The sequence below is a fragment of the Paraburkholderia sp. genome (genome assembly GCF_036488795.1).
Lineage (GTDB): Bacteria > Pseudomonadota > Gammaproteobacteria > Burkholderiales > Burkholderiaceae > Paraburkholderia.
Genome location: NZ_DASXHA010000091.1, coordinates 20,098 through 33,866 on the forward strand (window position 1 = coordinate 20,098; position 13,769 = coordinate 33,866).

Sequence of the window (13,769 nt, forward strand, 5' to 3'; positions counted from 1 at the left end):
AACAACGAAACAGCGAGGGATAAAGAGGAGCGATGTTTCATGGTGCTTATGAGGTGAGGATGACGGCCGGAGTTGCCGATGCTAGTTCGAACAGGTGAATGAGCGGTGTCCGCAAACTTACAAAGTTAAGCTCACGTGAGACCTGTAGCACGCCTGCCATAGCGTGTCGGGGATCCGTAATAAGAACTTTAACTTCGTAAGTTAGCCATCACTGGGTATTAACGCACCGTCGATAACATCGCGGCTTGTTTGACTCACTGCCCCACGGCCACATTCAAAAACAAGGATGCATGCATCATGCAACGGGTACGTTCAAAGCTTCATAAAAAACCGCTGACGCAGTTCGTTCTCGCTACACTCTGTGCCGCAGGGACGCAGGTCTCTCATGCTCAAACCTCGGGGGACCTTGGCTCGGTGCAAAGCACGGCTGTCTCGTCGCCGGATAGCACCACAAGCGCAAACAGGAAGGTCGAAACCGCACCGGCTCAAGCGCCTTCGCAAGGCTCGCTCACGGCAACGGAACCGCAGTCGACCATCAGCCGCCGCTACATCGAAAACAGCACGGCACCCACCGCGAACTACAGCGACATTGCCAACATCGCGCCGAGTGTTCAAAGCGTCAATCCGAACGGCCCTGGTCTGATGGAGTCGGCGGGTGTCACGATCCGCGGCTTCCAGGACGGCCAGTACAACGTAAAATTCGACGGCATTCCGTTCGGCGACACGAACGACTTCACGCATCACTCGACCTCGTTCTTCACGTCGCAGTTCCTCAACGGCATCACCGTCGATCGCGGGCCGGGCGACGCGTCGCAAGTCGGCTTCGCCACCTTCGGCGGCACGCTGGGCATGCAGTCGAAGGACCCGACGATGACTCCGTCGGCTTCGCTGATCGGTTCGTATGGAAGCTTCGACACGTGGCTCGCCGGCGCCGAGTTCAACACCGGCGACATCCAGCAGCTAGGCGACGCGCGCGCGATGTTCGGCTACACGCAGAGCAGCAGCGACGGTTATCTGACCGGCTCGGCGCAGCGTCGTCAGAACGTCTACTTCAAGCTTGAAAAGCCGCTTGGCGACGATACGCTGCTCACGGTGTTCGCCACCTACACCAAGATTCATCAGGACGTGTCGCTCGGCGCGACGTCGGCCCAGATCGCGCAGTTCGGCCCCAACTTCGGTCTCTCGAGCAACCCGGCGAGCCAGGCGTTCTCGGGATACAACTTCGACCTGATCAATACGGATTTCGAGTACATCGGCATTCAGACCAAGGTCGCGCAGTGGGCGATCGACAACAAGCTCTATACGTACGGCTACTACCACAACGGCTTTAACGGCCTGGATCCGAACGGCGAAACGCCGAACGGCACGATCTTCGGTGCGAACAACGTGCCGGGTCAGGAGATGAACAACAATTACCGCGCCTGGGGCGACGTGCTGAGCGCGCAAAGGGATATCGGCCCGGGTACGCTCGAGCTCGGCACCTGGCTCACGTACCAGACCAACTTCCGCAACAACTTCAACGTCGACGACACGCTCAACTTCGCGTTCGTGTCGCCGAACTTCTCGATGAACGACAACTTCCTCACGTGGGAGCCGTACATCCAGTACGCACTGAAGTTGCCGTTCGGTCTGACGATCACGCCCGGCGTGAAATATGTTTCGTTCACGCGGCACCTGTACTCGGACATGAACCAGGGTTCGGGCACGCCGGTGGACTTTAGCCACACCTGGACCAAGGCGCTGCCTTCGCTGCAGATTCATGAGCAGATCAATCCGAACTGGAGCGCCTACGCCCAGTATGCACAGGGCTTTCTCGCGCCCAATCTGAACGCGCTCTACGTCAACAATCCGGCTATCTCCGGCCAGCCCTCGCCGGAGCAGACGGACAACTATCAGATCGGCACCACCTATAAGACCGATCGCGTGACGGCTTCGGTCGATCTGTACTACATCGACTTCAAGAACGCGGTCACGAGCCAGACGATCGGCGGAGTCACCTTCTTCCAGAATGCGGGTGGTGCAATCTACAAGGGTGTTGAAACGGAAGGGACGTACTATGCGGGGCTGGGCTTTAGTCTGTACGGCAACTTCACGATCAACTCGGCCAAGCAGAAGGGCACCAACGACTGGATGCCAAACGCGCCGCGCGACACGGCGGCCTTCGGCGTGCTCTATGAGCACGGCCCGTTGACCGGCTCGCTGATCACCAAGTTCATCGGCCGGCAGTACGGCCTCACGGGCAACCAGATCCCGATCGGCGGTTATGCCGTGACGAATCTCGCAACGGGCTATACGTTCAAGAGCCCCGCGCCGTGGTTCCGCGACGTGCGCCTCGGCTTCCAGATCGACAACCTGTTCAACCGCACCAGCATCGACTGGCTCGCCGGCCAGACCGTTGCTGACGGCACGCCGCTCTACTACACGGTTCCGGGCCGCGCGTTCATCGGTACCGTGCAGATGGACTTCTGATTTTCACCAGGAAACTTATAGCCATGAACCTTGCCCACATCACCGACCTTGCAAACGATTCGGGCGGCGTACTCTACGTGATCGCAGCGATGCTGTTCGTCGCGTTGACCATCATCATCGGGCGTTTCTGGTATCTGCACCGCGTAGCGGGCAGCGGCCGCGACGCGCTCGAACAGCTCGATCACCTCAATCCGCTGAACGCGGCCACGCTCGCAGCCTGCGCTGAGCAATTCGACAACCTGCCCACCGGCAGGCTGATCAAGACGGCGGCGAACCTGGCCGGTCAGGCGTCGCGTGAAGAACTGGGCGCGTGCCTCGACGAAGCGATCATGCGCGAAGCACCGCGCATCGACCGCCTGCTGTGGGTGCTCGATACGATCGTCACGCTGGCGCCGTTGCTCGGCCTGTTCGGCACGATCGTGGGCATGTTCAACGCGTTTCAGGTGCTGTCGAATCCGGGCAATGCGCCCACCCAGGTGACGGGCGGCGTCGCCGAGGCGCTGATCGCGACGGCATCGGGCCTGTTCGTGGCGATGATCGGTCTGGTGTTTTTCAACGGTCTTCACAATCGGGTACGCGCCGTCGTGCATCAGCTCGAGACCGTGAAGGCGGCACTCGTCAACCGTCTCTCGGCGTCCTCGCAGGAAGCCGGGAAGGCAGTGCGCGAAGCGCCGCGTGCGGTAGTCGGCAAGCTCGCGTCGCAGGGAGTGTGACGATGAAGTACTTCGAAGCGCGCAAGGCTCGCATCGAGATCATTCCGATGATCGACATCATGTTTTTTCTGCTGGTGTTCTTCATCATGATCACGTTGCATATGATCCCGAATGCCGGTTTGCGCACGCAATTGCCTTCGAGCGCCACTACGCAGTCGTTGCCGCCGCCGAAGGTGACGGTCACGCTTGCGACCGACGGCAGTCTGTCCGTCGACGGTCGCACGCTGAGCACCGCGCAATTGACGGCACTGCTCGCGGCGCGCCCAGACGTTGCTCATACCGCGGTGACCATTGCCGGTTCGAAGGAAGCGCAGATTCAGAAGCTCGTCGCCGTGATGGACGCGTGCCGGGCGGCAGGTGTGACGCAGATCGCGCTGGCCGCGCAACCCGTGGCGAACTGATATGGCGACTGTCCCTGCTTCTGGTATGCGGCAAGAACGAACGCGCCTGTATCCGGCGGCTGCGATCGCACTGGTCGTGGAAGGATTGCTGTTGGGTGGCGCGTTCGTGCTGTTGACGCACAGGTCGCCCGCGCCGGTGGAACCGCCGCCGACCGTGCTGACACTGGCTGCGCCTCCTGCGCCGGCACCGCCCGCGCCGAAGCCGGTTGCGCCAACGCCGCCGAAACCCCAGGCACCGCCTCCGGTGCGGCCGGTTGTGCCGTTGCGTCGCGTCGTGACGCACACACCGCCACCGAAGCCCGCGCCGATGCCGCTGCCGGCTCCGACGCCCGCGCCGGTGATGCCTTCGGCCGCGTCGAGCGAGCCGGCGCCCGCGCCGCGTCCCGCACCCGCTCCGCCTCCTCCGCCTGCGGCACCCGCGACGGCATCGCCGAGTTTCGAGGGCGCATTGCGCGCGGCGATTCAGGCGGCGCTGCATTACCCCGAGTCGGCGCGCATGGCAGGCATGTCCGGACGCACCCGCGTCGCGTTCAAGTATCGCGACGGTGTGGTGTCGGATGTGAGCGTGGTGGTCTCGAGCGGCATGGGGTTGCTGGATCGCGCGGCCGTCGCAGCCGTGCGCGACGCGGCTTATCCGAAGCCCGAACCGGCCTTCGTGGGCAAGACGCTGTCTGAACAGTTGTGGGTCACGTTCAATCTCGACGATCAGGGCTGACCGTCAGGCGGGCAGGCCCAATCGAATCAAATCAGCCGAATCAAATCAACCGAATCAACCGGAGTTATTTCAACGTGAAACGAAGCAACATTTTTCACATGCTGATTGCGGGTGGTCTCCTTTCCGCATGGTTGTGCAGCGCGGCGCACGCGGCGACCGCGCAAGCGGATACGCAGTTCGAAGTGGCGCGGCACTATACGCTGGAAGGCGGCGAGCGTTGGGACTACGTGGCATACGATCCGGTGCGTCATCACCTGTTCGTGAGCCGCGACAGCCATGTCCAGGTGATCGACACGCGTACCGGCAAGCTGTTCGGCAAGATCGAAAACACCGATGGCGTGCATGGTTTCGCCTTCGTGCAGGATCGCAAGCTGGGTTTCATCACCAATGGCCGCGCGAATACGATTACCGTCATCAACCTCGATACGCTGAAGGTGATCGACACCATTCAGGCTGCAGGTCCCGATCCGGACGGCATTCTGTATGTGCCTTCGCTGCAGCGTGTTTACGTCAGCAACGGGCACGACAAGAGCGTGAGCGCCATTGATGTGGCGACGCGCAAGATCGTCGCGACCACCCAGGTGGGCGGCAAGCCGGAGGCACTCGCCGCCGATGCTCAAGGCCACGTGTTCGTCAACGTGGAAGACCGCAGCGAGATCGCGGAGATCGATGCCCACTCGGCGGCGGTGCTGGCGCATTGGCCGCTCGCGCCGTGCGAGGAGCCGAGCGGACTCGCCATTGACGCCACCAACGCGCGCCTGTTCACGGTGTGCGCGAACCAGCACATGATGGTCGTGGATACGGCGTCGGGCCATGCGGTGGCCGACTTGCCGATTGGCGGTCATCCGGATTCCGCCGCGTTCGATCCGGCCTTGAAGCTCGCGTTCAGCTCCAATGGTGCGAACGGCACGCTCACCGTGGTCCACGAAGATGACGCGGACCACTACAGCGTCGTGCAGAACGTGCAGACGCTGGAAGGCGCGAAGACGATGGCGCTCGATCCGCAGATGCATCGCGTGTATCTGGTGTCGTCGAAGTTTGGTCCGGCCGAAGCGGCGACGGCGCAAAACCCGCATCCGCGTCCGATGGTCATTCCCGGCACCTTCGAAGTGCTCGTCGCGCAGCGCAAGTAAGCGCGCTGCAGTGCTGAGCAGTCTGCAACATGCCAAAGGTGCCGCGTCGGGCGGCACCTTTTCGCCGCGACCACGCCACGGCGACACCGTATGACCTGCAGCGTGCATGCCGGATATCATAGGGAGCGTTGCCGGACAACCCGTCCGGCTCATGATGAGGGCGGCATGCACGCCGCCGCTCGTAGCGAAGTCACCTATGAATACCACCCCCGACGCAAATTCCCGCCCAGCCATGCGCTCCCTCACGCCCGTCGAGGCACGCGTGCTGGCGGTGCTGGTCGAAAAGCAGCACACGGTGCCCGACACTTATCCGCTGTCGCTCAATTCGCTGACCGCCGGCTGCAATCAGAAAACCGCTCGCGCCCCCGTGATGAACGTCACCGAAGCGGAAGCGCTGACAGCCATTGACGATCTGAAACGCCTGAGTCTGGTCATGGAAGGCAGCAGCAGCCGTGTGCCGCGTTTCGAGCACAACATGAATCGCGTGCTTGGCGTGCCCAGCCAGTCGGCAGCGCTGCTCACCGTGCTGATGTTGCGCGGCCCGCAGACCGCTGCGGAATTGCGCCTGAACACGTCGCGCCTGCACGACTTCGCGGACATCTCGTCGGTGGAAGTGTTTCTCGAGGAACTCGCGGCCCATGATCCGGCGCGTGTGGTCAAACTGCCGCGCGTTCCTGGCGAGCGTGAGAGCCGCTGGATGCATCTGCTGTGCGGCGAAGTCAGCGTGAGCGAAGTGCCTGTGCGCGGCGTGGCGGCGCAGGACGCGGCGCCATACGAAGAGCTCGATGCATTGAAAGCGGAGCAGAAGCGCCTGAATGGCGAAATGGCGCGGCTGCAGGGGATCGTCGAGTTCATGGCCGCTGAACTGGGCATCGACATCGACAAATTCACGCGCGAGCAGTAACGGTTATTGCACCTCTCAACCGGCGCGGGTGTTGTGGCGCCCGCCCGAGTTTGCAGGGTCCAGATGAGTTCAGATGGAGCCTCCGCTCAATGGTTGCCTAGCCGTTGTCGGGAAAGTTGTCGAAGGGATTGGTTTTGTCCTTCGCTTCGCCGCCCAGGTTGTATTCGGCGCGCATGGCTTCGAGTACACCGGCAATGTCCCGTTCGAAACCGGCGGCGTTGCCGAAGTTTTTCATGGTCCAGTTGCAGCCGGTTTTGTCGGGCTCCTGCAACTGCGGCCGCGGCACGCGAATCTTCACACCGTCGTCGACAACTTCCTGCAGGCGATGAATACGCCGGTTGACCTCCTGCTGGAGCTGGGATGCGTTGAGCGTCTTGCGTATCATCGAAATCTCCTTCGTGGTGCCAGCACAAGTCTATGGATTCCGCGGCACCAGTTCAAGCGTGTGTACCGGCGCACCGGGCAGGAAGGGCGTCACGCCGCCATGCACCCACGCTTCGTGTCCGGCCAGAAAATAGGGCGACAGCGGATGGCCGGACTGGCCGCCCGGCATTTCGAAGATGCCGTCCTGCTCGCGCCCCGGCGAAACGATCATCCGTTCAGATGCGCCGAACGACGGCGCTTGCACGCGCGGCATGTTGAAGTCGCCCGCGAGCGGTTCGCGCGGCGCGCCGAGCCAGCCACGCATCCACGGTAACCACGACGGCACGATCCGCGCGAGCGGATGCTCGATGGCCGCGCGGTTGCGTTCGCCCCAGCGCGCGTTGTCGAGTGTGACGCTTGACGGCAGCTGGGCGATCGCACGGTCGACGCGGTCCAGCATGAACGTGCGCCAGTTCGCGACGCCTTCCGGTATCCATGCGTGATGGGCGGCGAGCGATTCCATTACCGCTTCATAACGCGAGCTGGCCGCGCGGAAGTCCAGTCGCGCAAGCTCGGTGGATTGGCCGGCGCTCGCCGCGAGGTCCGCGTCCAGCTTGCCGAACCACGCATCGTAGAGCGAGAAGTAAAACGCGCGCACGAGACGATAGCCGACTGCATCGACATCGGCGCGGTCATCCCATGACGCTACGAGCCGCCGGAATTCGGCACGCTGGGGATGATCGCGCAACGCATCGTCATCAAGTGCGGACAGGGCGAGACGGCGCCAGCCGTCGATCCACAGCGCGCGGTCGTCCGTTTGCACCGTCAGCATGTCGCGCTCGCTGGCGTGTGGCAGCGCGAGCAGGTCGTCGCGGATCTGCGAGGCCCGCGCGCCGAGGTCGGCGCCTGCATCACCGAGACGCAGCGCTTCAGCGGGCGGCAAGGTGCGATTGTTCGCGGTCCACAGACGCCCGAGCGGCGGATCGATGCGCGACGGATAGGCATTGGGTGGAAGGTAGCCGTGCCAGCCGCGATAGGTATCGGCATCGTAGGGAAGGTCGTCGGTCGTGCTGCCCGACTCCTGCGTTTGCGGGTCGCGTCGCGGCAGGGGTCCGGCAAGCGTCCAGCCGATCTTGCCGTGCGAGTCTGCAACCATGAAGTTTTGCGTCGGAATGCCGCTGGTTTGCGCGACGTGCAGCGCGTCCTCGACGTTCGCGCTGTCTTCCAGCTGCCGCAGGTTCGAATTGACGGCCTCGCGATCGTGCGCAACCCAGCGCAGCGCATAGGCATGCGAGCCGACGACGATCTGCGGCCCCCATTGGGTGTCGACGACCGGCAGATCGACCGGTGCCGCACCCTTGATGTCGATACGCTCGTGATGAACCGTCGCCCGTTGCCATGTGCCACCGGGGGCGCGGTACTGCAGCGGATCGGCGGGATTGCGCTGCAGCTCGATCAGGTCGATGAATCGGCCGTAGCTATTCGTAAAGCCCCATGCGATCTGTCCGTTGCTGCCGGCGGTGACGAACGGCGTGCCGGGCAGGCTGACGCCCGTGACGCGGCGCGCGTGCCCGTCGGCCCCTGGCCAGGTGAGCGACAGCCGGTACCAGATGTTGGGCAGCGAAAGGCCGAGATGCATGTCGCTCGCCAGCAGCGCGCCGCCGTGGACACTGTGCGCGGCGTCGACGACCCAGCCGTTGCTGCCAATCATCGAGCTGGCGCTTGTCACGCTGTTGTCCGGCAGGGCGCCATCTGGAAGGGCGATGCCCGCCGACTTCGACATGTACAACCAGTAGGGACGGCTTGCGGGCGGTTCCGGAGGTTCGACGGAGCGCGGTGCGGCGCTGTCGAACGGGGCATCCCAGTGGCTGGCGGCAGGCAGCAGGAAGGTGAGGAGGTCGGTGGGGACGCGCTCGCGTAGCGCCGCGCGCGCGAGGATGTGACCGATCTCGAACGACTGGAGATCGAAGTACATCGCATACACGACGAGCAGCGTGTCCGCTGGGCGCCACGCGACGGGTTGCGTGCGCAATACCCAGTACTCGAACGGCCGTGCGGAGAGCGACGCGAGGCCGTCGTTGACGCCTGCTGCATAGCGTTCGAGAAAGTGCCGCTGCTCCACGGGGAGAGCGTCGATCAGCGCCTGCGCGCGCTCGCGGAACCGATGCAGGCGGTTGCGCCGATCGAGATCCAGCGCGGGCGGACCGATCAGCGCCGACATCTCGCCAGCCCCGACGCGGCGCAGCAGGTCCATCTGGAAGAAGCGATCTTGTGCATGCGCGAAGCCGGTGGCGTAGGCCACGTCCGCGCGCGACTTGCCGCTCAGGGTAGGCACGCCGAGTGCGTCGCGGACGATCGTTACCGGAGCGGACAGCTGCGAGCCTGGGTAGGTGCCGTCCAGTCGCGGCAGGCTGGCGCGCATGACCAGCCAGCCGGTGATGACAGCCGCCGCGAGGATCACGACGAGCACGCACAGCGGCATCACTAGCCAGATCACGCGCGATGTCCGCCTGGGCGGGCTTGGGCGATTCATTGCAGGTCACGGATCGTCGAGTTGCGGCCTGGTCACGTGCACGTGCGCGAAGGCTTGCCATGTCGGCCGGGTGGCGTATGAACATACCACGAGCCTGTGGTGCGTCCAAGGCTCGCGCCGAAGATTCGACCTTCCGCCAACCGTCACACTATAAAAACGCGCGCCGTCTAGTTCTTATCCGCAAGCGGCAGTGCAGTGTCGCGGCCACTGCACTGCCGCGCAGGCGCCGGCTGCTGCAGATGAGGATCGAATGGCCGGTCGGGTTTCATGAGGAAGGTCATCAACACGCCGCACGCCATCACCGCAATGGACAACATGAAGGTGATGTTCCAGTTTCCGACCCGGTCGATCAGATAGCCCGCCACCACAGGACTGACGATCGCCGCCGTGAAGCCGGTGCCGCTCATGATGCCGCTCGCCGTGCCCGAGCGGTCATAGGCGACATCCATCGGAATGGCCCACATCGGGCCGATGTTCATTTCGTTGAAGAACATCGCCGCTGCGAGAAATACGAGCGAATACATCTTGTCGTGGATCAGCAGGACCGGGATCAGCGAGAGTCCGGTCATGGTCATGCAAAACGCCACCAGATGGCTGCGCGCGAGTTTCAGCTTGCCGGTGCGGCGCAGCAGCGTGTCGCTGACCAGGCCGCCCAGCAGATCGCCGAACACGCCGGCGACGAATACGCCTGACGTAAAGATCACCGCCTTCTTGATGTTCAGATGGAAGCTGTGCATGAAGTACAGCGGCATCCAGTCGAGCATCAACCACAGAATCCAGTTGTAGCAGAAGTAGACGAGCGAGACCGGCAGCAGCCGGCGATAAAGACGCGCCCACGTGCCCGGCATTTCCAGCGGACGCACGCGCGGCGGCGGCAGCACCTGGATTTCTTCAGCCGTGATGCGCGGGTGGTCGGCCGGCTTTTCGGTGTACGTCACGTACCACAGCACCAGCCAGCCGAAGCTCAGCGCGCCGAGCAGATAGAAGGCGAAGCGCCAGTCGAACGCGGTCATCAGCGCAAGCACGAGCATGGGCGCCACCGCATTGCCGAGCCGCGCCGACGAATGCGTGATGCCTTGCGCCATGCCGCGCTTGTCGCGCGTCACCCAGGACGCCATTGCGCTAGTGGAGGCCGGGAAGGTGGCGCCTTCCCCCAAGCCCAGCAGCAGGCGTGCGGCTATGAGCGTATAGAAGCCGCCGGCCAAACCGGTCAGCGTGGTCGCCACCGCCCAGATGAACGCGCAGGCGATCAGCGTGCGCTTCGCGCCAAAGCGGTCACTTACCCAACCGCCGATAAACTGAAACACCACATACGGATACGCGAACGCCGAAAAAATAAAACCGAGCTGGGTGTTGCTCAAGCCCAGTTCGGATTTGAATTGGCCGGCGGCGGTGCTGACGTTGACGCGGTCGACATAGGTGATGAAGTACATCAGGCACAGCATCACCAGCACGGTGGTGGTTGCCTTGGGCAGCAGTCGTTTCATGTCTCTCTCCACTTCATTCGTTGTTTTATTGTTTCGACGAGCCGGAGGTGAACGCGGTCACCGCGTCTTTGAAGGCCGTGCTGCCGTAGACCGCTTCGATCAGATCGTCGTCATCCAGACGCTGTTCGACGACGATGCGCCGCAAGCTTTCCTTAACGGCTTTCTGCGTGACCGGCGAGAGCGCCATGAGCCGTTGCGCGAGCGCATGAGCCGCCGTTTCCAGCTCGTCTTTGGAGCACACGTCGTAGACGTAGCCGCACGCGTGCGCCTCTTGCGATGAAATGTAGTCCGCGAGCATCAGCATCTTCTTGACGCGCGGAACGCCGAGCGCGGCCTGCAGCCGTGCGATGTTGCGCGATGACAGCGTGTTCGACAGCGTCTTGGCGATCGGCGCGCCGAAGCGCGAACCTTCGCTGCAGAGGCGGAAATCGCAGGCGGTTGCGAGGGCGAGACCGCCGCCTACCGCCCAGCCGTCGATCACGGCGATGGTCGGCAGCGCAATGCGTTCAACCGCATCGATCACGCGCTCGACGAAGGCCTCGTAGCGCACGCCGTCGCGGCCGTCGCTGAAGTCCTTGAAATACGTGATGTCCGTGCCCGCAACGAAGGACTTGCCGCCCGCGCCCCGCAACAGGATGCAGCGCACTGCGGGGTTGCGCTCGCATTGGGCGAGCAGCGCCAGCAGCGCTTCATACATGGCAAGCGTCATGGCGTTGTGCCGCTCGGGACGGTCGATCACGAGTTCCGCTGCGCCCGTCGGATGGACGATGAGTTTGACTGGCTCGCTCATGGCGCGGTCCCGTTGATTTCAGCGAAGATTTCCTCGTTGTGCTCGCCAAGCAGCGGTGGATGGCGCCGTACCGTTTGCGGCGTACCGAGCATCTTGACGGGAAAGCCGATGTTCTTGACCTTGCCTTCGTTCGGATGATCGATTTCCATGGACATGCGGCGATGTGTGGCGTGTTCGCTTTCGAACGCCTCGGGATACGACAGGATCGGGCCGGCCGGAATGCCGGCGGCGAGCATCGCATCGACCCAGGCGGCGCTGTCGCGTTTCGCGAATTCCTGCTCCAGCGTTTCGATCAACGCTTCGCGGTTCTTTAGCCGCAGCGAGACGGTTGCGTAGTCGGAATGGCTGATCAGGTCGGGGCGCGCCAGCAGCTCGCACAGCTTGGTCCATAGCTTCTGGTTGGTCGCACCCATGACGAAGTACCCGTCCTGGGCCTTCACGGCCTGATACGGCGCGCTCATCTTGTTGCTGGTGCCAAGCGGCGTCGGCGCAACACCGGTGCCCCAGTATTCCGACATGTCCCAGATCGAGAAGGCCATCACCGAATCGAACAGCGACGCATCGATATGTTGACCCTCGCCGGTTTTTTGCGCGCCGATGTAGGCCGACAAGAGTCCGTAGACGGCAAACAGCGCACAACCGATGTCCGCCACCGGCACGCCGGCTTTCACAGGCTTGCCGCCCTTGTAGCCGGTCACGCTCATCATGCCCGACATGGCTTGCGCCATCAGGTCAAAGCCAGGGCGCGACGCCCACGGTCCGCTCTGTCCGAAGCCGGAAATGCTGACGTAGACGATCTTCGGGTTGATTGCCTTGATGGATTCGTAATCGATGCGCAACCGTTGCACGACACCGGGCCGGTAGTTTTCGACGATTACGTCGGCGGTTTTGGCGAGCTTGTAGAACAACTCCCGTCCTTCTTCGCTCTTGAGGTCCAGCGTCACCGAACGCTTGTTGCGGTTCATGTTCAGGAACCCCATGCTGTCCGGGCCCTTCATCTTGAAGCCCATCGCGCCGCGCGTCTGGTCCCCTTCCGGCGGTTCCACCTTGATCACGTCCGCGCCCATGTCGGCCATCAGCATGCAGGCGAACGGGCCCGCCATGACCTGGCTTACGTCCAGTACGCGAATGCCTTGCAGCGGCAGGTGCTGTGATTGCGTCATATCAGGTCTCCTTCGTGAGAGTGAGTCGGTCGGACTGTGTGCCGTGGTCTTCACGCGTCGCCTTGTGTCGAGGTGCTGTGCAACGACAGGGCGTTACGGACGCGACGGCGTCGCCGTGGCTTTACGGTCCGTCATGCCGCAACTGTCGCGTACTGATTGGGCCGCCGCAAGAATGGCGCGAGCATGTCTGGTTTCGCGGCTCGCGAAACCAGACAAGGAAACGGGAAAACTTGAGTGGGTTGGCGCGGCTACGCGGATGGGTTGCCGAGCAGTTCGGCTACGACGTTGCGCAGGGTCCGCTGCTGGGCGTGTCCTTCGACGCAGGACAGGACATAGCCGCGTTGATGCCAGTCGCCGGACAGCTCGGCGGACGCCAGCGAATCTTCCGGATGGAAGCTGCGCAGCACGTCAGGCGGCATCAGGCCCACGCCGAGGCCGTGACGCACCATCGCGAGCATGGTGTCGAAACCGCTCACGACGAAATTGCTGGGAAATTGCCGGCCGCGGCTGCGGTACGCGCGCTCCACGGCGGCGAGTACGGCGGAGCCTTTGCCGAGGCTGACGACCGGGAGGTCGAGAATCTCGTCGACGCCGACCGGTTCCGTGGAAAACTGGAAGTGCGGCCGGCTATAGACGAGTACCAACCGGTCTTCCTTGTATGGAAACTTCGGCAGATCGAGGAAGCCGCTTTTCTTCTCGTAGATGCCCACGTCGATCACCTTGTCGCGCAACAGTTGCTGCACGATCTTGCTGTTCTCTTCGACGACGCGCAATGAGATGCCGGGATATTTACGCTGGATACCGCCAATCTCACGGGCCAGAAACTGGATCACGACCGCCTTGGGCGCACCGATGATAATGCGGCCGTCGAGACCGTGGTTGAGCGCCTGCGCGTCGCCTTCGAGGCGGTCGATCAGATTGTCGATCTGGCGAACGTACTGCAGCAGCTTGTGGCCCGATTCGGTGATCTCGACGCCATGCGGCACCCGCTTGAACAGCTTGGCGCCCAGCTGTTCTTCGAGGTCCGACACGCGGCGGGACGCGGCCGCGACTGCGAGACTGAGCTTGTCGGCTGCGCGGGAGATGCTGCCTTCCTCC

12 protein-coding genes are annotated in these 13,769 nt (G+C 63.1%); 6 read left to right on the top strand and 6 right to left on the bottom strand.

All coding sequences use genetic code 11. The features are described from left to right. Positions 1 to 414 precede the first annotated feature (414 nt). The 6 genes from VGH41_RS12300 (at position 415) to VGH41_RS12325 (ending at position 6,335) form a co-directional block, all read left to right on the top strand. Positions 415 to 2,469, top strand: coding sequence for a TonB-dependent receptor (locus tag VGH41_RS12300; protein WP_331597714.1), 2,055 nt, complete (start codon positions 415 to 417; stop codon positions 2,467 to 2,469). 23 nt (positions 2,470 to 2,492) lie between these two features. After that, positions 2,493 to 3,182 (top strand): MotA/TolQ/ExbB proton channel family protein, encoded by a 690-nt coding sequence (locus VGH41_RS12305; protein ID WP_331597715.1) that lies wholly within the window; start codon positions 2,493 to 2,495, stop codon positions 3,180 to 3,182. 2 nt (positions 3,183 to 3,184) lie between these two features. Next, positions 3,185 to 3,583, top strand: a complete 399-nt coding sequence (locus VGH41_RS12310; protein ID WP_331597716.1) for a biopolymer transporter ExbD — start codon at positions 3,185 to 3,187, stop codon at positions 3,581 to 3,583. Positions 3,584 to 3,608: 25 nt separating this feature from the next. Next, positions 3,609 to 4,298: a TonB family protein gene (locus VGH41_RS12315; RefSeq protein ID WP_331597717.1), complete on the top strand. Its 690-nt coding sequence runs from the start codon at positions 3,609 to 3,611 to the stop codon at positions 4,296 to 4,298. Between the two features lie 74 nt (positions 4,299 to 4,372). Next, the gene (locus tag VGH41_RS12320) at positions 4,373 to 5,431 is read left to right on the top strand and encodes a hypothetical protein (protein WP_331597718.1); all 1,059 of its coding nucleotides are present in this window, start codon (positions 4,373 to 4,375) and stop codon (positions 5,429 to 5,431) included. A 196-nt stretch (positions 5,432 to 5,627) separates the two neighbouring features. Then, entirely contained in the window at positions 5,628 to 6,335 is a 708-nt protein-coding gene (locus tag VGH41_RS12325; RefSeq protein WP_331597719.1) for a YceH family protein, read from the top strand. Positions 6,336 to 6,432: 97 nt separating this feature from the next. Here the strand turns inward: VGH41_RS12325 and VGH41_RS12330 are convergent, their stop codons facing one another. The 6 genes from VGH41_RS12330 to VGH41_RS12355 form a co-directional block, all read right to left on the bottom strand. Beyond that, positions 6,433 to 6,720: a hypothetical protein gene (locus VGH41_RS12330; protein WP_331597720.1), complete on the bottom strand. Its 288-nt coding sequence runs from the start codon at positions 6,718 to 6,720 to the stop codon at positions 6,433 to 6,435. A gap of 30 nt (positions 6,721 to 6,750) precedes the next feature. Beyond that, a complete protein-coding gene (locus VGH41_RS12335; protein WP_331597725.1) occupies positions 6,751 to 9,180 on the bottom strand; it encodes a penicillin acylase family protein in 2,430 nt (809 codons plus the stop codon). Between the two features lie 218 nt (positions 9,181 to 9,398). After that, entirely contained in the window at positions 9,399 to 10,718 is a 1,320-nt protein-coding gene (locus VGH41_RS12340; protein ID WP_331597721.1) for an MFS transporter, read from the bottom strand. Between the two features lie 25 nt (positions 10,719 to 10,743). Next, positions 10,744 to 11,508 carry an enoyl-CoA hydratase gene (locus VGH41_RS12345; RefSeq protein ID WP_331597722.1) on the bottom strand — a complete coding sequence of 255 codons (765 nt, stop codon included), beginning with the start codon at positions 11,506 to 11,508 and terminating at the stop codon, positions 10,744 to 10,746. Further along, entirely contained in the window at positions 11,505 to 12,671 is a 1,167-nt protein-coding gene (locus tag VGH41_RS12350; protein ID WP_331597723.1) for a CoA transferase, read from the bottom strand. Before VGH41_RS12350 ends, VGH41_RS12345 begins: the two co-directional genes overlap by 4 nt. Positions 12,672 to 12,919: 248 nt before the next feature. Then, the coding region (locus VGH41_RS12355; protein WP_331597724.1) for a LysR family transcriptional regulator at positions 12,920 to 13,769 on the bottom strand (850 nt) is incomplete at its 5' end.